Raw genomic sequence first — 22,421 nt, forward strand, 5'->3', positions numbered from 1 at the left:
GGGATCCAGATTCAGCCACGTCCATGCGTCGGGGCGCGCCACGCCAGGCGGCAGGGCGGATGTCAGTTCATCCGATCGGGTGCGCATTGCCGCATGTCGTCATGGCGTCACACGAACCACTCATACGATCTTTTCATGAAGATGCTTCGCAAAGCTGTCAAGCACACGCTCGTCTCGTCTGTTCTCGTGGCGACGGTCTCCGTGACGGGCATACCTGCCCACGCGAATGCGGATCCTTCTCCGCCGACCGACAAATCGTCTGGTGTCCCTGAATGCCCGCCGACACTCGAATGCGACTTCATTCCGGCCGCGTACGCCAAGACCGGTCCGGGGCCCATGGATTACGGCAACTACGACCTGGGTAACCGTCCACGCAATTTGAAGATCAAATACATTGTTTTCGACGACATGTACGGATCGTACGCCGAATCTATTAGAAGGTTCAGGGACCCCACGATCGAGGTGAGCAGCCACTACATGGTTCGGGCCAGCGACGGGCACGTCACGCAAATGGTCCGGACCAAGGATGTCGCCTGGGAAGTCGGCAACTGGTACACGAACATGCACGCGATCAGCATCCAGAACGAGGGCAGCGCCACCGAAGGCGGGTTCACCGAAGCCCAGTACCGCACCTCCGCCGCCCTTGTCCGCTACCTGGCACACAGGTTCGATATCCCGCTCGACCGCGAGCACATCATCGGCCACGACGGCGTACCACCCCCGATCCCGGAGGACACCGCCGGCATGCAGATCGGGCCGGGACCGTACTGGAACTGGGAACGCCTCTTCAGGTTGCTGCGCGCCCCGATCGTGTCCTCACCCCGACGCGACGGCGGGCTCGTCACCATCAACCCCAGGTTCGCCACGAACAGGCCAGTCCTCACCGACTGCTCCAGCGGCACCTGCGTCAAGCTGCCGCGCCAGGGAGCCAACTTCGTCTACCTGCACACCGCGCCTTCCAGCACCGCGCCACTGCTGTCCGACCCCGCCCTACACCCGCACGGATCCCCCGGCACGACAGAGGTCAGCGACTGGGGAGACAAAGCCGTGACCGGACAACAGTTCGCCGTCCACAAACGCGTCGGCGACTGGATCGGAATCTGGTATGCCGGCCAAGTCGGCTGGTTCCGCGACCCGGAACGCAAACCGACCGCCGTCGCCACCTGCGGACTCGTCGTCTCGCCACGCGAAGGCCAGAACAGCATCCCCGTCTACGGCAGGCCGTTCCCCGAGAAAGCCGCCTACCGAGACACCGGCGTATACCCCCAGCCACTCGTTCCCCTGCAATACCTCATCACCGCGGGACAGCGCTACGCGATGGACCCCACCCGCGTACCCACCGACTACTACGCCACGGCATTCGGCAGCACCGGCACCGTCGTCACGGGACGCATCCGCTACCACCAGATCTGGTTCAACCACCGCCAGGCTTTCGTCCGCGCCACGGACGTCACCATCACCGACACCTGCCGACGAGACGCATGACAGATCACCCGAAATGAAGGGATCGCCGGGGAAGGAACACCCTTCCCCGGCGATCCCTTCACCGTGTCGCGACCGAGTGCGCCACCGGCCCAGGTACGACCACCTCCACCACGAGGCCGACCCGGGGCTGTCCGACCGGCCGGTCGTCCTCGCCCGGCAGCCGGCAATCCCCACCGACGCGTAGCCACGGAGGCCGGACGGGCGCCGATCCGACGCCCACGGCCGGCCCGGGCCGCCGGAGCCCGGGGCACGGCGCTAGCGTGTGCCCCATGGCGGATCGAAGTGTGTTGGTCACCGGAGGAACGGGCGCACTCGGCGAGGCGGTTACCGCCGCCTTCGTCGCGGCGGGGTGGCGGGTGGTCGTACCGTCCCGGGAGCGCCAGCCCGGGGCGACGTCTCCCGCCGACGACGTCGTCCGACTGACAGCGGACCTGGCCGACCCGGCGGAGACGCGGCACGCGGTCGAGGCCGCGGCCGGCGACGCGGGTGCGCCGCTGCGGGCGGTGGTCAACCTCGTCGGCGGATTCGCCGCCGGCGGCCGGGTGCACGAGACCCCGGTGGCGGAGCTGGAGCGCATGCTCACGCTCAACCTCCGGCCGACCTGGCTGGTCACCGGGACCGCCCTGCCGCACCTGGTGGCTGCCGGCGGCGGCGCGGTGGTCTGCGTCTCGTCCCGGGCGGCGGTCGCCCCGTTCGCCGGCGCGGCGGCCTACGCCACCGCGAAGGCGGCGGTACTCGCCTTCGCCAACGCGGTCGCGCTGGAGTACCGAATGGACGGGGTACGGTGCAACACCGTCCTACCGAGTGTCATCGACACACCGGCCAACCGAGGCGGCCAGCCCGACGCGGATCACTCCCGCTGGGTTGCCCCGGCCGAGATCGCCCCGGTCGTCCGGTTCCTCGCCTCCCCGGAATCCGCACCCACCAGCGGCGCCAGCATTCCGGTGTACGGACGCGCCTGAGCCGCCGGCCACAACGCCGCCTCAGGTTCGCACCGGCACCCGCTCGCCGTCCGCCGTCCGCGCCGCCGCCGGCGCGGAGGGCGGGACCCGGTGGGCCGGAAGCGGCGCGGACGGCGGGACCGGGTGGACCGACGGCGGCCGGTCGGTGGCCGCCAGCCAGCCGTCGAGGTGCGCCCGGATCTGCCGGCTCAGCTCCTCGGCCGGTCGGCCAGCGTCCACCACGACGAACGTGTGGCACTCCGGCAGCGTCCGGTACGCGTGGTCGGCCGCGGTCAGATACCGCATGCTCTCGTGGTCGGTGCCGCGCCGCTCGATCCGCCGGTACGCCTCGGCCGGATTCACGGCCAGCAGGAACGTCACCTGCGGCCGGGGGAACGGCCGGTAGCCGAGGCGGGCCAGCCACTCCCAGCGCCGCCCGCCGTGCGCCCGGATACTCGCGTACTGGCAGGCGGAGTAGCGGTCCATCACCGCGACCCGGCCGGTGAGCAGGCTGCTGGCCAGGGCGGCGGCGATGGCCAGCCAACGCAGCACCGACTCCGCGATCAGCAAACCGGACCGCCCGAGGAGGCGCTGGGCGTCCGAGCGGCCCAGCCGCTGGGCCACCCGTCCCAGGAAACGGCGACCGCCGGCGTTGCGGTGGTAGGTGGCGGGACAGCCCGCCGCGGTCAACGCGTCGGCGAGCCGGTGGGCCTGCGTCGTCTTACCCGAGCCGTCGATGCCGATCAGGGCGACGGTACGCAGGCGGGCCCGGCCGCGCCGTGCCTCCTTCGATCTAGCCACCCTGCCCAGGATATCTGACGCGCGCTCACCGCGTGAGAACTATGTCCGCTTTGGTGATGATTGGCGGTTACCCGCGCGCCTGCCAGGTGTGGCCGGCCGCGCTGCCGGGTACGCGACTCCGACGCTTCCCCCTGACACCACGACGGGAGATCCAGATGGCCGAGCGCGGGGACCGGACCCTGGTGCACACCTTGAAGAAGGTCGCCGCCGTGCTCAAGCAGGAAGAGATCCCCTTCGCGCTCGTCGGCAGCTTCGCGGTGTACGCCCACGGCGGCCACTCCAGCGAGCACGACGTCGACTTCCTCATCCGCGAGGTCGACGTCGACCGCGCCCTGGCGGCACTGGTGACGGCCGGGTTCACCGCCGAGCGCCCGCCGGAGGACTGGCTGGTCAAGGTCTTCGACGACGACCGGATGGTGGACCTGATCCACCGCCCCATCGAGACCCCGGTCACCGACGAGACGTTCGTCGACACGGTGGTACGCCCGGTCGACGCGATCCACATGCCGGTGCTCTCGGCGACCCAGTTGATGGTGCACAGGCTGCTCAGCTTCTCCCAACACTACTGCGACTTCGCCCGGGGCCTGCCGTTGGCCCGCTCCTTGCGGGAGCAGATCGACTGGGAACGGGTACGCAAGGAGACGCAGCACTCGCCGTACGCGAAGGCGTTCCTGGTGCTGCTGGACCGGCTGGACGTGGTGCCGTACTCCGGCACCCCCGAGGAGGAGGGGACAGGGTGACCGAGCATCACGACGACGTCGCGGGACGACCCGACGGCTACCTGGAGGCTGCGGTCCACCGACTGCTGGCCGAACATCCCGACGTGGCCGAGCAGGGCATCACCGCGGTCCGCCGGAAAGATGGCCTCGTGCTGCACGGCGAGGTGGCGAGCCCACACCGGCGGGAGGAGATCCTGCGCCGGGTGACCGAGCTCTTCCCGGACGTGCCGATCACCAGCGACATCGCGGTGGTCCGCGCGCAGGCGCCCGCGCAGATCGAGCAGCTGCCCTGAGGGAGGCACGATGATCCGGATCGCCGCGGTGGGCGACGTGCATCTGGACGAGGACGTGGTCGGCCACTTCCGGCCGGCCCTGGAGGAGCTGCCTGACTGCGCCGACGTGCTGCTACTCGCGGGTGATCTGACCCGGCACGGCAGTGCGGCCGAGGCGCGCTGCGTGGCCCGGGAGTTCGGCGGCCTGGGCGTGCCGGTGATCACCGTGCTCGGCAACCACGAGTACCAGTGCGACCAGGTGCCGCAGGTGGTGCGGGCGCTGGAGGACGCCGGGATCACCGTGCTGGAGGGCACCAGCGTGGTGTTGGAGTGTGCGGGCGGCCGGCTCGGCGTCGCCGGGGTGAAGGGGTTCGGCGGCGGGTTCGCCGGTCGCTGCGCCAGTGACTTCGGCGAGCCGGAGATGAAGGCGCTCGTCCGGACCACCACGGAGAGCGCGGACGCGCTCGGCGCCGCGCTGCGTTCTCTCGACTGCGACCTACTGGTCGCGCTCACCCACTACTCGCCGGTGCCGGATACGCTGGCCGGCGAGCCGCTGGAGATCTACCCGTTCCTCGGCTGCTACCAGCTGGGCCTGGCGATCGACTCGGCGCCGACCGCCCTGGCTCTGCACGGGCACGCCCACCACGGAGCCGAGCGGGGGACCACACCCGGTGGGGTCCGCGTACGCAACGTGGCGCACCCGGTGATCAAGCAGGCGTACAGCGTCTTCCACCTGGGCGATCACCTTGACCAGGGTGAGGTTTCCCGGATCGACGCCAAGGGTACTGGGCCACCATGGAGCTGATTCTCTGGATCCTCGCGGTCATCTTGGTGGTCGCCGGCATTCTCGCGCTGTTCCGGCGGCAGATTCTCTGGGGCATCGTCCTCATCGTCGTCGGCCTGCTGGTCGGCCCCGGCGGTGTCCGCATCGTGAGCTGACCTGACGGCTCGACGCCGCGTCACGCGCGAGCCGAGACCACCACCCGAGGGACCCCGGGTCGTCGCCACCGAAGCTCCGTCGTCTCCCGACCGGAGCCGACCGGGGGCGACGACCCCGGTGCCGAGCCCCGTCCGAGGTCGTCGACGTCCGGGGCGGTTCCACCCAGCGAGGAGATGTCTCGACCATGGAGACTTCGCGGCGCGTCCGGCGGGCCGGCGGCACGCGACAGTGGTGGGCACTGCTCGGCTTCGGTGCGGCCGTCTTCGTCGCCGCTGCGATCGGCGCGCTGGGCGTCCGCGGCACCGCCGCCGAGTACGCCAGCCTCACCCAGCCTTCCTGGGCACCGCCGCCGGAGCTGTTCGGGCCGGTCTGGACGATGCTCTACACCATGATCGCGGTGGCCGGCTGGCTGGTGTGGCGCCGCACCGGCTTCGGGCCGGCCGTCTGGGCCTGGTCCGCACAACTCGGGCTCAACGCGATCTGGACTCCCCTGTTCTTCGGCGCCGGACGGTACGGTCTGGCGTTCGCCGAGATCCTGCTCCTGTGGCTGGCGATCGGCGTGGCGGTCGTCAGTTGCTGGCTGATCTCCCGGGCCGCCGCGGCGCTGCTGCTCCCCTACTGGGCCTGGGTCACCTTCGCCGCCGCGCTCAACTACTCGATCTGGCGGCTGAACAGCTGACCCCCGAGGGGGACTGAACGCAACCGGTGCCGAGAAGCCTCGGTGGACATCGCGCCGGCAGATGGGCGCTGCCAGGCCGAGGAAATCCCCAACGGACCCGGCCCGACCAGGCCGTCCAGGGACGACCATGTGTCCAGATCGTTACTCGGTCGTGTCCCTTCCAGGGTGGACCACCTCACATGCAAGCGCTTACATGTGGGCACGCCCATCGGACCGGCGCCCGGCCCGTCGTCCTAACCGCGCGCCGGCAAGGAAGGAGGACGGCATGGCGGTCATTGCCAGACCACGCCAGGCCCTCGCGATCGCCGGCGTGCTCGGACTGGCGCTCAGCGCCACCGCCTGCGGTACCGGCGACGACGACGGCAGCAAAGCCGATTCCGCGGAGTGCGCGGCGTACGAGTATTACCAGGGCCACGATGGCGGGGAGGTCTCCATCTACGCGTCCATCCGGGACGCGGAGGCCGACCTGCTCGAGCAGTCCTGGGAGCAGTTCGCCGAGTGCACCGGCATCGAGGTCGACTACGAGGGCAGCGGCGAGTTCGAGGCGCAGTTGCAGGTCCGGGTCGACGGCGGCAATGCGCCCGACATCGCCTTCATCCCCCAACCGGGCCTGCTGGCCCGCTTCGCCGAAGCCGGCAAGCTCAAACCGGCGTCGGCCGAGACCAAGGCCATGGCGGAGGACAACTATTCGGCCGACTGGCTGAAATACAGCACCGTCGGCGGACAGTTCTACGGAGCCCCACTGGGCTCGAACGTCAAGTCGTTCGTCTGGTACTCGCCGAAGATGTTCCAGGAAAAGGGCTGGACCGTACCCACCACGTGGGACGACCTGATGAAGCTCAGCGACACGATCGCGGCCAGCGGCATGAAGCCGTGGTGCGCCGGCATCGAGTCCGGCGATGCCACCGGATGGCCCGCCACAGACTGGATCGAGGACGTCATGCTGCGCACGCAGACGCCCGAGGTCTACGACCAGTGGACGGCACACGACATCCCGTTCAACGACCCGCGCGTGGTCGAAGCGGTCGACCGCGCCGGCACCATCCTGCGCAACGAGAAGTACGTCAACGGCGGTTACGGCGGCGTGAAGAGCATCGCCACCACCTCGTTCCAGGAGGGAGGCCTGCCGATCGTCCAGGGTACGTGCGCCCTGCACCGGCAGGCGTCGTTCTACGCCAACCAGTGGCCCGAGGGCACCCGGGTGGCCGAGGACGGTGACGTCTTCGCGTTCTACTTCCCGGCCATCGACCCGACCAAGGGCAAGCCGGTGCTGGGCGGCGGCGAGTTCGTCGCCGCCTTCGCCGACCGCCCGGAAGTCCAGGCGGTGCAGACGTACCTCGCTTCCGGCGAGTACGCCGACGGCCGGGCCAAACTGGGCAACTGGGTGTCGGCGAACAAGAAGCTCGACCTGGCCAACGTCGCCAACCCGATCGACAAGCTGTCGGTCGAGATCCTCCAGGACGACAGCACCGTCTTCCGTTTCGACGGCTCCGACCTGATGCCCGCCGCCGTCGGCGCCGGGACCTTCTGGAAGGAGATGGTGTCCTGGACCAACGGCAAGGACACCAAGGCAGCGCTGGACGCCATCGAAAGTTCCTGGCCCAACTGATCCGACTGCCCCGGTGGCCCGGCCCGTCCGGGCCGGGCCACCGCTGCCCAGCCCGCACGCTCACCGGAGGGGCGGATGAACGTCGACTTCGCCGACGAGGCGCCGAAACTCGCCATGCTGCTGTACGGGGTGGTCGCCTTCGCGGCGGTGGTGGGCGGCCTCCTGCTGCTGCTCGACGTGGTACCCACGCGGCTCGCCCGCCGCCGGGAGGCCCGGCTCGCCGCGGCCGTCGCCGCCGGGACGGCGACCGAAACCGGCCGCCGCCGTCCCCGCGAGGGCCTGTTCGCCCTCTTCTTCCTGCTGCCCGCGCTGCTGATGCTCGGCATCGGGCTGGTCGTCCCGGCAATCCGCACCCTCGTGCTGTCGTTCAAGGACGGCGACAGCACGAACTGGGTCGGCCTGCGCAACTACGGCTGGATGCTCGACCGGCCGGAGATCATCGACATTCTGGTGAACACCGCCATCTGGGTGCTCCTGGTGCCGCTGCTGGCCACCTCCGTCGGCCTGGTCTACGCGGTGCTCGTCGACCGCGCGCGGCTGGAGGCCCTGGCGAAGTCGCTGATCTTCCTGCCGATGGCGATCTCGTTCGTCGGCGCCGGCATCATCTGGAAGTTCGTCTACGCGTTCCGCCCCGAGGGGGCCGAGCAGATCGGCCTGCTCAACCAGATCTGGGTGTGGTTCGGTGGCGAGCCGCGGCAGTGGCTGCTGAACGCGCCGCTGAACACCCTGCTGTTGATCGTGGTGATGATCTGGATCCAGGCGGGCTTCGCGATGGTGGTGCTCTCCGCGGCGATCAAGGCTGTCCCCGCCGACATCATCGAGGCGGCCCGCATCGACGGCGTCAACGCCTGGCAGCTGTTCTGGCGGGTAACCCTGCCGAGCATCCGGCCCGCGCTGATCGTGGTGGTGGTGACCATCTCGATCGCCACGTTGAAGCTTTTCGACATCGTTCGCACGATGACCAACGGCAACTTCAACACCAACGTGATCGCCACCGAGATGTACAACCAGGCGTTCCGGTTCGGGCAGACCGGGCAGGGCTCGGCCCTCGCCGTGGTGCTGTTCGTCCTGGTCATCCCGATCGTCATCTATCAGGTGCGCAACCTGCGCCGCCAGCGGGAGGTATGACCCGTGACCACGACGACTCCCCCGCGCCCCGGAACGGCCGCCGATCCGCGGCCAACGACCTCCGCCGGCCGGGTCCGCGGGCGGCTCAACACCCGCTGGGCCACGGTCGCCTCGATCGTGATCGCGATCGTGTGGACCATCCCGACGTTCGGGCTGTTCGTCTCGTCGTTCCGGCCCGAGGACCAGATCAAGACGACCGGCTGGTGGACGTTCTTCTCGGACCCCCAGCTGACGCTGGAGAACTACGAGCAGGTGCTGTTCGGCCGCTCCTCGTCGGCCGGCCAGTTGGCGAGCTACTTCGTCAACTCGATCGTCATCACGTTACCGTCGGTACTGTTTCCGCTGGCCTTCGCGGCGCTGGCGGCGTACGCGCTGGCGTGGATCAACTTCCGCGGTCGGGACTGGATCTACATCGGCGTCTTCGCGTTGCAGATCGTGCCGTTGCAGATGGCGCTGGTCCCGCTGCTCAGCTTCTTCTCCGAGGGCGTCAGCGTCGGCGGCGTCAACCTGCTGCCCGCCTGGAACCTCGACGACGAACAGCGGTTCATCCAGGTCTGGTTCGCCCACACCTGTTTCGCGCTGCCACTGGGTGTCTTCCTGCTACACAACTTCGTGTCGCAGTTGCCGAGGGACCTGATGGAGGCGGCCCGGGTCGACGGAGCCACCCACCCGAAGATATTCCGCACCATCGTGCTTCCGCTGATCACCCCGGCGCTGGCCGCGTACGGCATCTTCCAGTTCCTCTGGGTCTGGAACGACTTGCTGGTCGCTCTGATCTTCGCGGGCGGCGGCGACGAGACGGCACCGCTCACCGTCCGACTGGCGGAGCTGGCCGGCACCCGGGGCAACGAGTGGCAACGCCTCACCTCCGGCGCGTTCGTCGCGATCGTCGTACCGCTGATCGTCTTCCTGTCGTTGCAGCGCTACTTCGTACGCGGGCTACTCGCCGGCAGCGTCAAGGGCTGATCCGCGCTCCCGCACCGGTCGGACCGGCGGCGGGGCGGAAAGCGCGTGAGTCGACCGCACCGCCCCGGGCACACTGAACGGCAGCCCAGCACCGCCGCCCGACAGACCGCAGACCGCCGCCCGTGCGGCTCGACCATGGGAGAAGGCCCTGAACGGCAACCCGACGCACCAGGAGCAGTCAGCCGGCCCGGTCACCCGCTGGTGGACCGAGGCCGTCATCTACCAGATCTACCCGCGCTCCTTCGCCGACTCGAACGGCGACGGGATCGGCGACCTGCCCGGCATCACCGCCCGTCTCGACCATCTGGTGGAGCTGGGCGTGGACGCCGTCTGGCTCTCGCCGTTCTACCCGTCGCCGCAGGCCGACGCCGGATACGACGTGGCCGACTACCGGGACGTGGACCCGCTGTTCGGCACGCTCGCGGACGCGGACAAGCTGATCGCCGAGGCCCGCGCGCGCGGTCTGCGCGTCATCGTCGACCTCGTGCCCAACCACACGTCCTCCGCGCACCGGTGGTTCACGGCCGCGCTGGCCGCCGCCCCGGGTAGCCCCGAGCGCGCCCGGTACGTCTTCCGCGACGGCACCGGTCCGGGCGGCGATCGGCCGCCCAACGACTGGCAGAGCGTCTTCGGCGGGCCGGCCTGGACCCGGGTCACCGAGGCCGACGGGCGGCCCGGTCAGTGGTACCTGCACCTGTTCGACCCCGCCCAGCCCGACCTCAACTGGGACAGCCCGCAGGTTCGGGCAGAGTTCGTCGACGTGCTGCGGTTCTGGCTGGACCGGGGTGTGGACGGCTTCCGGGTGGACGTGGCGCACGGCCTGATCAAACAGGCCGACCTGGCCGACTGGCAGGAACCGCAGGAGATCCTCTCCGGCCAGCAGGTCGACAGGCCGCACCCGCCGATGTGGGACCAGGACGGCGTCCACGAGATCTACCGCGACTGGCGCGCCCTGCTGGACGGCTACCCCGGCGAGCGGATCCTGGTCGCGGAGGCGTGGGTCGAGCCGGCCGAGCGGCTGGCCCGGTACGTCCGCCCGGACGAGATGCACCAGGCGTTCAACTTCGAGTACCTGCTTGCCTCGTGGACGGCGCCCGCCCAGTACGCGGTGATCACCCGTTCGCTGGAAGCCACCGACACGGTGAGCGCGCCGACCACCTGGGTGCTTTCCAACCACGACGTGGTGCGGCACGCCTCCCGGCTCGGCCTGCCGGCCGGCGCCCCCCGCCCGCACGGCATCGGCATCGGCGACGAGCAGCCGGACGCCGCGCTCGGACTGCGCCGGGCACGGGCGGCAACCCTGCTGATGCTTGCCCTGCCCGGCTCCGCCTACCTGTACCAGGGCGAAGAGCTGGGGCTTCCAGAGCACACCACGATGCCGGACGAGGCCCGGCAGGACCCGACCTGGGAACGCAGCGGCCACACCCACCGCGGCCGGGACGGCTGCCGGGTACCGATCCCGTGGGAGGCCGACGCCCCGTCGTACGGGTTCGGGCCGACCGACGCGAGTTGGCTGCCGCAGCCGACGAGCTGGGCGGAGTACGCGCTGGACCGACAGCGTGGGGTGCCCGGCTCGACGTACGAGCTGTACCGTGCCGCGTTGCGCCTGCGCCACGAGCACGGGTTGGGCCGGGGCCCACTGGCGTGGCTCGCCACCGGTGACGAGGTGCTCGGCTTCCGCACCGGCGGGCTGACTGTGCTGACCAACTTCGGCACCGCCGCCGCGCCGGTGCCGGCAGGCGAGGTGGTCGCCGCCAGCGCCCCGCTCACCGACGATGGCCGGGTGCCCACCGACGTGACGGTGTGGGTGCGGTCGTCGTGAGGTGGTAGCACGTGAGGTGTCCGGAAGGGCCCGGTTACCGCCCCGCGCGAGGCGTCTTTCCGGGGCCCTTCCTCACATCCGCTCCGCGCGGGCGTGCAGGAGGTCGCGCACGTCGGCGATGTCGCGCGGCGAGGTGCGCGCCGCCAGCCAGTACATGATCCCGGTGGGCACGAAGAACAGCTGGAAGGCCGCGAGCCCGACGGCGTAGTTCAGCGGCGGTGGGAAGGCTGCCCGCAGCCCGTGGAACGCCACCCCGACCAGGCCGTTGCCGGCGGCCCGGCCGACCCCGTTGACCAGGTTGCCGAGGCTGTACACGGTGCCCCTGTGCTCCGGCGGATTGACGTCGGCGATCAGCGCGAACCAGTTCGGCGAGTTGGCAGAGGTGAGCGCCAGCGCCAGCAACGCGGTGAGCAGGCTGAGCCCGACTGTCGGTTCGGTCAGGACGCTGGCCAGCACCGCCCGGGCCACGGCGCCGGAGTCGGCGCCGTCAGGCACGTCGATGCGGATCGGCACGAAGAAGAGCACCAGGTAGAACGGGAGCGCCGCGAGGATGCCGACCGCCGCGACCAGTGCCCGGCCGGAGGGCGTACGCCGCTGCAGCGCGTCCCCGACCAGGCCGCCGAGGATGGAGAAGACGCCGCCGAGCTGGAACAGGGTGGCGAAGACGCTGCCCACCACGACCGCCGTGGCGGCCGAGTAGCCCTGGGCGACGGCCCGCTCGGTGAACAGCACGGGCAGCCACACGAGCGACCCGAACGCGGCCTGCGCGGTCAGGCCCTGAAGGATCAGCCACCGGTTGGTCCGCCGGCCGAGAATATGCGCCAGGTCGGCTCGGCTGATCCGGTAGTCGTACTCGGCTCCACCGGCCAGCACCTCGGCAAGCTCCGGTTCGCTCTGCCCACGCCGGATGTCGTAGGTGAACAGGTACGCCGCGGTGGCGGCAAGACCGACGACGGTCAGCACCAGGAAGGGCCGCCGCCAGTCGGCCGCGCCGAGCAGCCCGCCGACCAGCGTGCCGGCCAGCGTGCCGACGCCCTGGGACAGCCCCCAGAAGCTCATCACCAGCCCGCGCCGGCGGGGCGAGATGAGGTCGGTGACCACCGAGAACCCGACCGAACCGACCGCGCCGAGCCCGACCGCACCGACCAACTGCGCGGCCAGGAACGCGGGGTAGCTCCCGGCGACCGCGCTGCCACCGGTGCCGACCGCCCAGATCAGGGTGCCGACCATGAGCAGCGGCTTGCGGTTGGTGCGGTCGCCGACGTAGGCCCAGCCGACCGCCGCCACCGCGCTGATCAGGAATGTGCTGGCGGTGACCAGGCCGAGCAGGCGCTGCGGCACCTCGAACACGTCGGCGATCGAGCCGTACAGCGGGGGGACCAGGCCGATCGCCACGTTGTCCAGGGACGCGAGCAGCACGAACACGATCACGCTGTAGAGCCGGTGTGCGGCGCCGCCGCCCCACGTTCGCGCCGCGCCGTCTCCGACCACCGTCATGTTCCGCAGCCAACCAGGATGGGAACGGGGCCCGGTCACCGGGGTCGGTGGCGGGCGGCGCTGCCGGCCGCGTGCCCCGGCGACGGGTGCTGTACCGGTCGCCTCAGCGCGCACCGGGCAGGTGCTCGACGGCGAGTTGGTTGAGCCGTTGCCCGGACCGGAGCGGGCTCGACCAGCCCGGCATCCGGCCGGTTCAGTACGCGCCGCGGCTGTTGATCACCGCGCCGAACGTCTTCCACAGAATCGTCAGGTCAGCCGCCAGCGACCAGTTCTCCACGTAGTAGAGGTCGAGCCGGATCCCATCCTCCCAGCTCAGGTCCGACCGGCCGCTGACCTGCCAGAGGCCGGTCATGCCGGGTTTGACCAACAGCCGCCGGGCCACGTCGCCGTCGTACCGGGCGACCTCCGACGGCAGTGGGGGGCGGGGCCCGACCAGGCTCATCTGCCCGAGCAGGACGTTGACGAGTTGGGGCAGCTCGTCCAGCGACCACTTGCGCAGCAACCGACCGATCCGGGTCACCCGCGGGTCGTCGCGCATCTTGAACATCAGCCCGTCGGTCTCGTTGCGGGTCGACAGCTGGGCCAGCAGGGCGTCCGCGTTCACGACCATCGTGCGGAACTTCCAGACGCCGAACTCCCGACCGCCCTGTCCCACCCGGGTCTGCCGGAACAGCACCGGCCCGCGGCTGTCCACCTTGATGGCCAGCGAGATGACGGCCAGCAGGGGCAGCAGCAGCGCCAGCGCGAGCAGCGCGGCGGACCGGTCGACGAGACCCTTGACCAGCTTGCGGGCTCCCCGGAACTCGGGCGCCTCGACGTGGATCAGGGGCAGGCCCGCCACCGGCCGGGTGTGGATCCGGGGGCCCGCCACGTCGGTCAGTGCCGGAGCCACCACCAGGTCGACCCCGGTGCCCTCCAGCTGCCAGCCGAGCCGGCGCAGCCGGGTGGCCGTCAGTTCCCCGGAGGCGGTGACGGCGACCGTGTCCGCGCCGATGGCGGTGGCGGCCTCTGGGATGCCCCGGAACGAACCGACCACCGGGACGTCATCCAGCCGCTGCGGGACCGGGGCGAGCAGCGCGTCCGGGATGCACGCCCCGACCACCTGGTAGCCCGCGTACGGCTCGCGGCGCAGCGTGTGCACCAACTCCAGCACGTGCGCGGTGTCGCCCACCACGAGTACCTTGCGGGACCAGCCGCTGCCCCGCGACCGGGCCCGGTGCAGACTCTTGCGGGCAGCGAACCGGGCCACCTCGAGCCCGACCGTGCCGACCGCGACGGAGATGCCGAGGTAGCCCCGGGAGACGCCGACGTCGAAGATGTAGCCGGCTATCGCGATGGTCCCGGCGAGCCGCAGGCTGGCCGAACTCACCCGGCGGTACTCGTCGGCGCCGTACCCGAGAACCCGGTCGTCGTAGCACCGCAGTGCCTTCAGTGCGGCCAGCCAGGCCAGCACCAGGGCGGGTGCCAGCACGACGTACGGGACCTCGGCGGTGCTCGGCTCCTCGTCGCCGAAGCGGGCGACGTACCCGATGAGAACGGCGACGATCAGCACCGCGGTGTCGAGCACCACCAGTGCCCGGATGTAGGACCGCTCGGCGGTGCGCGCCGCCGAGCGGGACGGGGGGTCGCCTGCAGCCGACGTCTCCCGGGCGGGGGTCAACAGCGTCGCCGACGTCACCGATCCTCCCCACTCACCGTCACCGACCCGACCGGCCGGATCCGGGCCGACCCAGTCGCCGCCCGGAGCACGACGACATCCTGCCCGAGAATCATGGCGGCCGACTGCTTCGGACGTATTGCCGTCACATTGAGCCGCCTGTCAGGAACCGGGAGGGCGCGTCGTACGGAAGCCAGCGGCACGACAGGCCCCGCCGCTGAGTGGCCGGTCAGGTCCCGGCCTTCCGTAGCGCGATGGCCTTCAGGAAGATCGAGCCGATGTTGGTCGGATCCTCGGTGACGAACGAACCACCACCGGTGACCTTCGCGATCGACTCCAGCTCCGCCTTGCTGACGTCCTGGCCGATACCGATCAGGACGACCTGCACCGGGCGCTCCGGGTCCTTGATCCGCTCCAGCTCCTTCAGCAGGACCTGCTGACTGATGCCGTTGTCGTCGTCGTTCACGCCGTCGGTGAACAACACGACCGAGTTGACCTGGCCAGGGTCCCATTCCTCCTGGACCGCCTTGTACGCGGCGAGCACCGTGTCGAACAGGCCGGTGTCGCCGTTCGTCGGCTGGATCGGGCTCAGCGCCTGCTCGAGCTTGCTGCGTTGGGTGCTCAGCGGACCGATCTCCACCAGCCGCCGGTAGTCCCGCCCGCCATCGAGGTTCGTGGAGAACTCCCACAGGCCGATCTGCCAGCTGTCGTCGAAGAGGTTGAGGCCGCGTCGGGCGGCGTCCACCGTGACCTGCAGGCGGCTCGCGCCGTTGGCTGTCGCCACCCGCGCCCTCATCGAGCCGGAGACGTCGATGACGCAGAGCATCCGGCCGGACTGCGTGGCTACCGACCAGCTGGTCACCGCCTGGTCCACCGCCTGCGGGTCCAGGTCACCGGCGGTGTTGCCGCCACCGGCCTGCTGAGCCGACACCCCGCCCGCCTCCGGGCTCGGCGCGCCCGGCGGGGCGCTGAACCCGGCACCCCAGTTGCCGTCCGGCGCCCGCAGTGACAACGGGGCAAGCCGATCGCGGAAGTCGGTGGTGGTGAGCGCCTCGAAGAGCACCTGGGCCGCCGATGCCTTGGCCGGTTCGATCCCGGGCAGCACCGCATACGGATAGTCGAGCGGCGTCGCCGCCGGCTGCAGGTACAGCGCGGCCAGCGGGACCGCCGGTTTCCTGGCGTTGTACGAGATCACGTCCTCCTCGGAGATCGCCGCCGCGCCGAGGCTGCGGGCCACCGTGGTGGGATCGGAGGAGGTCGGGAACTTGGCCAGAAGGTCCTGCCGCAGGTTGGAGGCGCTGGTCGACAGCGCGCGCAGCGCACCAACGGTGTCCTTCTGGGCGTCCTTGCCGGCCGCCGCGGCGGCCGTGGTCAGCGAGAGCAGACCGGAGAGACCAGCCGCGTCCCGGGTCGGATCGACGATGCCGGCCTTCAGCGGCTTCGAGCTGTTGACCTGCCCGACGAGCTGGGCCCAGGTGAGTTCCTTCTTTGGCCAGCCGAGACGGGACGCGATCGGCTCCGGCATCGCCACGACCACCGGGCTGCGGGCGATCGAGGCCCCGTTACCCGGGTCGAACGCGGTCGCGCCACCGCTCTTCAGCCGCAGCAGCCAGGTGGACGAGTCGGGCACCCAGACGTCCGGGCTGACCGCCGTGCCAGGAGCCTGTCCCACCCCGGCCAGGATCGCACCGTGTTTGGCGGCGACCGTGGCGGCCACGTCGACCGGGTCGGCGGCCGAGACCTGCACCTCGATGCAGGTGCCCCCGATCGCCGCTCCGTCCCGTTCCCATTCGGTGGCGGTCGCGTCAACCGCCGGGGCGAGTTCGGCTGCGACCGCGACGGACAGCTCGATCTTCCCGGAGCAGCTCGGTGTGGCGAGCTGTCGGTAGCCGAAGTAGCCACCGGCAGTGACGACGAGTACGGCGACTGCGGCGGCAGCCCCGGCGGCATGGATGCTCGTGCGAATACGATGGCGGCCTGCTGACACGCAGACCATACTGCGGATCAGGTTCGACGACTGCCACGTCCGTTCGGACGAAAGTTACGCAGGAGAAACAGTTGATCTACATTTGATATACGCTGGGTAGTTACTCAGCCTCATGCTGTTGCCCGGACAGTGAATCAGGGTAGGACGCACGTGGGGCTCGGCACCGGCACGGGCTCCCCCACGGGAACGGGGACACCGGTGGCCGGATCCACCCGGAACACTCGAATCATGTCCGCCCGTTGGTCCGCGACGTAGAGGTGGTGCCCGGTGAGGGCGAAGTGCCGCGGCCACTCCCCGCCCGTGTCGACCTCGGTGACCAGCTCCGGCACCTCGCCGTCGAGGGTGAAGACCGCGATGGTGCCGACGCCACGGTTCGCGACGTAGAGGAACCTGCCATCGGGACCGACGGCGACCTCGGAGGGCTGCACGTGACCCGGCCGTTCGCTCGCCTCCACCCGGCTCCGCTGGCGCAGCGCGCCGTCGGCGGTCAGCGCGTACCCGGTGACCGTACCGTCCAGCTCTCCCACCAGCCAGCAGCGTCGCCCGTCCGGATGGCGGGCCAGGTGCCGGGGACCAGTTCCGGGCGCCGTGCGCACCCGTGGCGCACGGGGCACCAGCCGCCCGGTCGCGGCGTCGAGGTCGTACCGGTAGACCGAGTCGGTGCCGAGGTCGACGGCGTACAGCGGGCCGCCGTCCGGGGACGGATCGACCATGTGCGCGTGCGCGTGCGCCTGCCGCCTCGGGTCCGGGCCGTGACCCTCGTGCCGGACCAGGTCGCTGCGCTCACCGGGCGCCCCGCCCTCGTCGAGCGGGAACACCGCCACGCTCCCGCTGCCGTAGTTGGCCACGAACAGGTGCCTGCCGTCGGGCGCGACCGCCAGGTGGCACGGGTTGGCACCGCCGGCGGGTCGGGTGCCGAGCGGGCTCAGGTCACCGCCCCGCGCGACCCGGAACGCGCTGATCTCGCCGGTGGTCAACTCGTTGACCGCGTACAGCACCGGCAGCCGCGGGTGCCGGGCCAGGAAAGACGGTGAGGGTGTGACTGCGACTGTGCCCAACGGGGTGAGCGCGCCGGACTCGGTGTCTCGCCGCGCCGCGACGATGCCGGTGCCACGGCCACCGGCGGCCGTGGTGTAACCACCAATGTAGACGATCACATCCTGATCTGCCACTAAATCCGCCCTTTGCCCGATATTTTCCCAATCAAACCAGAGGCCACCCGGTCCGCCGCGCCCGCACGCCCGAATCCACCACGAATGAGCGCATCGGGGTCGTCGGACGTCGAAAGCGCCTGGCCGGCGACGTCGACCCCCGGCTCGGGCCGCGGGCCCGGCAGGCGCCCGGATGCCCGGGCTCAGGCCGCCGGCACCGGCTCCCCGCGTTGGCGCGCCACGTGTTCGACGAGCGCGATCAGCACCTGCTTGCCCGACTGCCGGTCCCGCGCGTCGAAGAGCAGCAGCGGCACGCCGGGGTCCAGGTCCAACGCCTGCCGCACGCTGTCCAGGCCGAACCGGCGCGCCCCGTCGAAGCAGTTCACCCCCACCACGAACGGGATGCCGCGCTGCTCGAAATAGTCGATCGACGGAAAGCAGTCCGCCAGCCGCCGGGTGTCGGCGAGCACCACCGCGCCGAGCGCCCCGAACGCCAACTCGTCCCAGAGAAACCAGAATCGGTCCTGCCCCGGCGTACCGAACAGGTAGACCTGCAGGTCCTCGTTGATGGTGATCCGACCGAAGTCCATCGCCACCGTGGTGGTGGACTTCGTCTCCACGCCGGAGAGGTCGTCGGTGCCGATGCCGGCCCCGGTCAGCACCTCCTCGGTCTGGAGCGGCCGAACCTCGCTCAGCGCACTCACCAGCGTCGTCTTACCCGCACCAAAGCCCCCGGCGATGAGGATCTTCAGCGCGAGTGGGATACGACCGCCGATGCCCGCCGGGTCAAAGCGAACGGAGTCCACTGACCACCGCCTTGAGAATGTCGTTGTCGGGCAGGTAGGGGGTGGCCGGAGGCTGGTGCACCGTCACCAGTCCCCGGTCCACGAGATCACCGAGCAGCACGCGGACCACACCGACCGCGAGGTCGAGGGCGGCCGCCAGCTCTGCCACCGGCACCGGCCGGCCGGCGAGCGCCACCAGTCGCCGATGCTCGGGCTGCAGCTCCGGGTACGCGACCGGGTCGGCGTCCCGCTCGGCCAGCACGTACGCGACCAGGTCGAAGCCGTCGACGGCGGACCGGACCCGCCCGCCGGTCAGGGCATAGGGGCGCACCACCGGACCGGCGTCGGCGTCCAGCCACTCGTGCGGCGCGCCCGCCTCAGCCCGCATCGTCGGCGCCCGACGCAGACCGAGCCGGGGCGCTCATGTTCCCGCCGACCCGGGTGACCAGCATCGCCATCTCGTAGGCCACCAGCCCGATGTCGGCGTCGGCGTCGCTGACCACCGCGAGGCAGGCACCCTGCCCGGCGGCGGTCACGAAGAGGTACGCCGACTCCATCTCGACGACCGTCTGCCGGACCGGACCACCCGCGACGTGCCGGCTCGCGCCCCGGGCCAGGCTGGAGAAGCCCGAGGCCAGCGCGCAGAGGTGCTCCGCGTCGGCCCGCTGCTGGCCGGCGGACGCGCCGAGCAACAGCCCGTCCGCGGAGAGGACCACCGCCTGCCGCGCGGACGTTACCCGCTCCACCAACTCGTCGAGCAACCAGTCGAGATCGGCACTCTGCCTCGTCGGATGCAGCATCACGCGTCCCTCTCAGTCGGGGCCAAGCGGTCGCGGTCCACCGTCGGGTCGCCCGCCCCGGCAGGCGAATCCAGTATGGCAAGCGAATCCGGCATGGCAGGTGAATCCGGCATAGCCGGCAAATCCGGCGCGGCGGGCGCCGTCCCGTCGCCGTCCCGGGGCAGGGCGCCGCCGGCGGCGTGGCGACCGCGGGTGGTGCCGGCCTGCAACGCCGCCAGGACACGGCGGGCCTCCTCGGGGGTCCGTGGGCTCGGGTCGGCCATCGGCGGCCACCAGGTCTCGCCCCCGACGGCGGACCGGCGAAGCGTCGGATGATCCACGACCGACGGGTCGGGTCTCCGGGCCTCAGCCGCCGTCTCGTCCGGATCCGGCACACCCCCGGCGGCGGTCCGCTCCGTTTCGCCTCGCGCGACACCGCCGGCCGGCGTGCCCGCCCGCTCGCTCCGCTCGGGCCCCGGTCGCGCGCCGGGTCCGTCCGCACCCGCGATGGCCCGTTGCGGCGGCCGCGCCGCCGCCGCGTCGACCGACGACGGCTGGCCAACCGACCGGCCCCGGACAACGGGACCGGGTCGGGCGGTCGAGCCGCGGCGGCGGATCCGGCGGGGCAGCCCGTCGATCTCGCCGGCCGCCTCCGCCGGGGCGGGGCCACCGGACGGGGTCGCGTCCGCGGCGGTGCAAGCCAGGTCGACCGCGCCCGGTGCCGGCGCACCCGGCGCAGGCCCCTCGGCCAGCCGCGGGTGGCGGGTCCGGGGCAGCGCCTCCCGACGACCCGCGCGTGCGATCAGCCGCCCGTCCAGGCCAGGGTCGGCGGAGGCGCCCACCGGCGGCACCGTCGGCTCCGCGGTGACCAGGTCGGTCGGGATGAGGCCCACGGCGGTCAGCCCACCACCGTCCGACGGGCAGAGCCGGACCCGCACCCGCTGCCGGGCGGCCAACCGGGCCACCACGAACAGGCCGAGCCGGGCCGTCCGGGTCGGGTCGAACTCGGGCGAGGACGCCAGCCGCCGGTTTGCGTCCTCCAGCGCCTCGGGCGACATGCCGAGCCCATGATCGATGATTTCCAGGGCGTACCCGTTGGCCACCAGCTGACCGGAGACCCGGACCCGGGTGTGCGGCGGGGAGAAGGCGGTAGCGTTCTCGATCAACTCGGCGAGCAGGTGGATCAGGTCGCCGACGGCACGGCCAGCGACCCCGGCGGGCTGGACGGCGCCGATGTCCACCCGGTCGTACGCCTCGACCTCGGAGCTCGCGCCCCGGATCAGGTCGACCATCGCGACCGGGTTGCGCCAGCCGCGGCCCGGCGCAGCACCGGCCAGGATCACCAGGTCCTCCGCGTGCCGCCGCAGCCGGGTCGCCAGGTGATCGACCCGGAACAGCTCGGCCAGTTCGTCCGGGTCCTCGGCACGCCGCTCCATTCGGTCGAGCAGGGCGAGCTGGCGGTGCACGAGCCCCTGGCTACGCCGGGCGATGTTGAGGAACACCTCGTTGATGGCCCGTCGGAGGTTGACCTCGCCCTCCGCGGCCCGGATAGCGGTCCGCTGCACCGAGGTGAACGCCCGCCCCACCTGGCCGATCTCGTCCGCGCCGTGCTCCAGCGACGGCGCCTCCCGGGCGACGTCGACCTCCTCGCCGCGGCGCATCCGCGCGACCACCTCGGGCAGCTGGCGCTCCGCCTGCTCCAGCGCGGTGCGTACCCGGGTCAGCCGGTACGCGAGGGACCGACCGACCCGCAGCGCCACGACGAGCGAGACCACCACGGCGACCAGGCCGAGCAGCCCGGCGGCCGCGAGCCGCACCAGGATCCAGACAGCCGTGGGGATGGACCGGTCGGCCAGCTCGTCGGCCTGGTTCAACTCGTACTCGCGCAGCGCCTGCTGGACGGCGTCGTAGTCGGCCACCCACTCCTGCGCGGTGACCGGAAGCCGAGTCGCCCCGGCGGTGACCAGCGCGTCCTGCGTCTTCCACAGCCGGCCGAACTCCTCCCGCTCGGTCAGCCGCTGGTACGCCGCGCGAGCCGCCGCGGGCAGGTCGGCCACCGCGGTCTCGACCAGGAACCGCTGGTTGGCGAACAGCTGCACGAGCTGGGTGTGCTCGCCCGCGGCGAACCGGCCGGTGGCGAACACCCCGGACAACAACGCGTCGGCCTGTCCGAGGAGCTCGCGGGAGCGGCCGAGCGCGGTGATCGCCAGCGCCTCTCGGTTGAGTTCCGGGTCGGGTAGCGCCGCCATCGCCTCGTAGGCATGGAACGCCGACGAGATCATGCCGCCGTAGAGGCCGACCGTGCCGGCCCGGTCCACCGCTCGGCGGTCGACAAAGTCACGGCCGGCCGGCAGCGCCTCCAGCGCGACGACGAGACTGTCCAGCCGGACGTTCAGCAGGTCGCTGGCAGCGTCCCGGAGGTCTGCCCCGTTGATCCGGCTGAGCAGCTCGGCGACGGCGCCGTCCGTCCGCTGCCGCTGTTCGGCGAGTCCGGGGGTGGGGCTGTCGGTCGACAGGTGGACAACCGACAGCCGGCGCTCGCGTTGCAGCTCGACAACGACCGCGTCACCGGGCCGACCGAGGTCGGACAGGAGCGTACGAGCGGAGAGCAAATCCAGCGCGGGCCCAAAGGCGAGCGTGGTGGCGAACAGCCAGAACGCGAGCATCGCGGTCACCGGTACCACGACCAATGCGGTCAGCTTGGAGCGGATCGGCCAGTCGCGGGTGTTCACTCAAGACCTCGCCCGGAAGGTGTGGCTGCGGGTGCCGGCGCCTGCCGGGCAGCGCCCGGCAGAGCGCGCCCGGTTGCGGCGCCGGGACGTCATCGACGGACGCCTTGGGCAGGATACGAAATCCACGCCGGTTGCACTACCGTCCGTCGCGTCGTCCACAACCGACAAACGCCCAGCCGGGGCTCCCCCGGGCGGCACCTCGGGCGCCAATCTGGAATCAGGCGTTGACCGGGGCTGCCGAGTCCCGCGGCGACGCCAGAATTCTGGAATGAGTCGGGTTTCGCCGCCGGTCGCCCGGAGTCCGCACCATCACCTGGCATGAACCTGCCCACCCGCTACGCAGGCCTGGTGGCCACGGGCCGGAGCGAGAGGTTCAGCCGTCAGCGAGGAAAGTACCCCGGATCGGGATTCGCGATCAGCAGAGTGAGGAATACGGGGGCGACCCGAGCGTCCACGAGCCGCTGAGGAGAC

Annotated in this window: 20 protein-coding genes; 11 read left to right on the forward strand and 9 right to left on the reverse strand. The window is 71.2% G+C overall.

Annotated features, from left to right (window positions below; all coding sequences use genetic code 11):
• Nucleotides 1–135: 135 nt before the first annotated feature.
• Complete coding sequence (locus QTQ03_RS13080; protein WP_289278258.1) at nucleotides 136–1,485, forward strand: N-acetylmuramoyl-L-alanine amidase; 1,350 nt, start codon at nucleotides 136–138, stop codon at nucleotides 1,483–1,485.
• 269 nt (nucleotides 1,486–1,754) lie between these two features.
• Nucleotides 1,755–2,447, forward strand: coding sequence for an SDR family NAD(P)-dependent oxidoreductase (locus tag QTQ03_RS13085; RefSeq protein WP_289278259.1), 693 nt, complete (start codon nucleotides 1,755–1,757; stop codon nucleotides 2,445–2,447).
• Between the two features lie 21 nt (nucleotides 2,448–2,468).
• Here QTQ03_RS13085 and QTQ03_RS13090 read toward each other — a convergent pair whose 3' ends face one another.
• A complete protein-coding gene (locus QTQ03_RS13090; protein WP_289278260.1) occupies nucleotides 2,469–3,227 on the reverse strand; it encodes a dTMP kinase in 759 nt (252 codons plus the stop codon).
• Between the two features lie 155 nt (nucleotides 3,228–3,382).
• Here QTQ03_RS13090 and QTQ03_RS13095 point away from each other — a divergent pair, with 155 nt between their 5' ends.
• From QTQ03_RS13095 to QTQ03_RS13135, 9 genes are all read left to right on the forward strand, one after another.
• Entirely contained in the window at nucleotides 3,383–3,967 is a 585-nt protein-coding gene (locus tag QTQ03_RS13095) for a nucleotidyltransferase family protein (protein ID WP_289280803.1), read from the forward strand.
• The gene (locus QTQ03_RS13100; protein WP_289278261.1) at nucleotides 3,964–4,239 is read left to right on the forward strand and encodes a hypothetical protein; all 276 of its coding nucleotides are present in this window, start codon (nucleotides 3,964–3,966) and stop codon (nucleotides 4,237–4,239) included. The genes QTQ03_RS13095 and QTQ03_RS13100 overlap by 4 nt, the downstream gene beginning before the upstream one ends.
• A 10-nt stretch (nucleotides 4,240–4,249) precedes the next feature.
• Nucleotides 4,250–5,023, forward strand: coding sequence for a metallophosphoesterase family protein (locus tag QTQ03_RS13105; RefSeq protein ID WP_289278262.1), 774 nt, complete (start codon nucleotides 4,250–4,252; stop codon nucleotides 5,021–5,023).
• The gene (locus tag QTQ03_RS13110; RefSeq protein WP_289278263.1) at nucleotides 5,014–5,157 is read left to right on the forward strand and encodes a GPGG-motif small membrane protein; all 144 of its coding nucleotides are present in this window, start codon (nucleotides 5,014–5,016) and stop codon (nucleotides 5,155–5,157) included. Before QTQ03_RS13105 ends, QTQ03_RS13110 begins: the two co-directional genes overlap by 10 nt.
• A gap of 185 nt (nucleotides 5,158–5,342) precedes the next feature.
• Complete coding sequence (locus tag QTQ03_RS13115; RefSeq protein ID WP_289278264.1) at nucleotides 5,343–5,837, forward strand: TspO/MBR family protein; 495 nt, start codon at nucleotides 5,343–5,345, stop codon at nucleotides 5,835–5,837.
• Nucleotides 5,838–6,102: 265 nt separating this feature from the next.
• A complete protein-coding gene (locus QTQ03_RS13120) occupies nucleotides 6,103–7,446 on the forward strand; it encodes an ABC transporter substrate-binding protein (protein ID WP_289278265.1) in 1,344 nt (447 codons plus the stop codon).
• Nucleotides 7,447–7,521: 75 nt separating this feature from the next.
• Nucleotides 7,522–8,574: a carbohydrate ABC transporter permease gene (locus tag QTQ03_RS13125; RefSeq protein WP_289278266.1), complete on the forward strand. Its 1,053-nt coding sequence runs from the start codon at nucleotides 7,522–7,524 to the stop codon at nucleotides 8,572–8,574.
• 3 nt (nucleotides 8,575–8,577) lie between these two features.
• The gene (locus tag QTQ03_RS13130) at nucleotides 8,578–9,540 is read left to right on the forward strand and encodes a carbohydrate ABC transporter permease (RefSeq protein ID WP_289278267.1); all 963 of its coding nucleotides are present in this window, start codon (nucleotides 8,578–8,580) and stop codon (nucleotides 9,538–9,540) included.
• A gap of 148 nt (nucleotides 9,541–9,688) precedes the next feature.
• Nucleotides 9,689–11,362, forward strand: a complete 1,674-nt coding sequence (locus QTQ03_RS13135) for a glycoside hydrolase family 13 protein (protein ID WP_289280804.1) — start codon at nucleotides 9,689–9,691, stop codon at nucleotides 11,360–11,362.
• A gap of 72 nt (nucleotides 11,363–11,434) precedes the next feature.
• Here the strand turns inward: QTQ03_RS13135 and QTQ03_RS13140 are convergent, their stop codons facing one another.
• The 8 genes from QTQ03_RS13140 to QTQ03_RS13175 all read right to left on the reverse strand — a co-directional run bounded on the left by QTQ03_RS13140 (nucleotide 11,435) and on the right by QTQ03_RS13175 (nucleotide 21,950).
• Entirely contained in the window at nucleotides 11,435–12,859 is a 1,425-nt protein-coding gene (locus QTQ03_RS13140; RefSeq protein WP_289278268.1) for an MFS transporter, read from the reverse strand.
• Nucleotides 12,860–13,052: 193 nt separating this feature from the next.
• Nucleotides 13,053–14,537: a sugar transferase gene (locus QTQ03_RS13145; RefSeq protein ID WP_502889755.1), complete on the reverse strand. Its 1,485-nt coding sequence runs from the start codon at nucleotides 14,535–14,537 to the stop codon at nucleotides 13,053–13,055.
• A gap of 208 nt (nucleotides 14,538–14,745) precedes the next feature.
• Nucleotides 14,746–16,503, reverse strand: a complete 1,758-nt coding sequence (locus QTQ03_RS13150) for a substrate-binding and VWA domain-containing protein (RefSeq protein WP_289278269.1) — start codon at nucleotides 16,501–16,503, stop codon at nucleotides 14,746–14,748.
• Between the two features lie 134 nt (nucleotides 16,504–16,637).
• Entirely contained in the window at nucleotides 16,638–17,675 is a 1,038-nt protein-coding gene (locus QTQ03_RS13155; protein ID WP_289278270.1) for a lactonase family protein, read from the reverse strand.
• Nucleotides 17,676–17,857: 182 nt separating this feature from the next.
• A complete protein-coding gene (locus tag QTQ03_RS13160) occupies nucleotides 17,858–18,460 on the reverse strand; it encodes a GTP-binding protein (RefSeq protein WP_289278271.1) in 603 nt (200 codons plus the stop codon).
• The gene (locus tag QTQ03_RS13165; protein ID WP_289278272.1) at nucleotides 18,441–18,827 is read right to left on the reverse strand and encodes a DUF742 domain-containing protein; all 387 of its coding nucleotides are present in this window, start codon (nucleotides 18,825–18,827) and stop codon (nucleotides 18,441–18,443) included. The genes QTQ03_RS13160 and QTQ03_RS13165 overlap by 20 nt, the downstream gene beginning before the upstream one ends.
• The gene (locus tag QTQ03_RS13170) at nucleotides 18,817–19,239 is read right to left on the reverse strand and encodes a roadblock/LC7 domain-containing protein (protein ID WP_502889756.1); all 423 of its coding nucleotides are present in this window, start codon (nucleotides 19,237–19,239) and stop codon (nucleotides 18,817–18,819) included. Before QTQ03_RS13170 ends, QTQ03_RS13165 begins: the two co-directional genes overlap by 11 nt.
• Nucleotides 19,239–21,950 (reverse strand): sensor histidine kinase, encoded by a 2,712-nt coding sequence (locus QTQ03_RS13175; RefSeq protein ID WP_289278274.1) that lies wholly within the window; start codon nucleotides 21,948–21,950, stop codon nucleotides 19,239–19,241. Before QTQ03_RS13175 ends, QTQ03_RS13170 begins: the two co-directional genes overlap by 1 nt.
• Nucleotides 21,951–22,421 lie beyond the last annotated feature (471 nt).

The sequence above is a fragment of the Micromonospora sp. WMMA1363 genome, from assembly GCF_030345795.1.
Taxonomy (GTDB): Bacteria; Actinomycetota; Actinomycetes; order Mycobacteriales; family Micromonosporaceae; genus Micromonospora.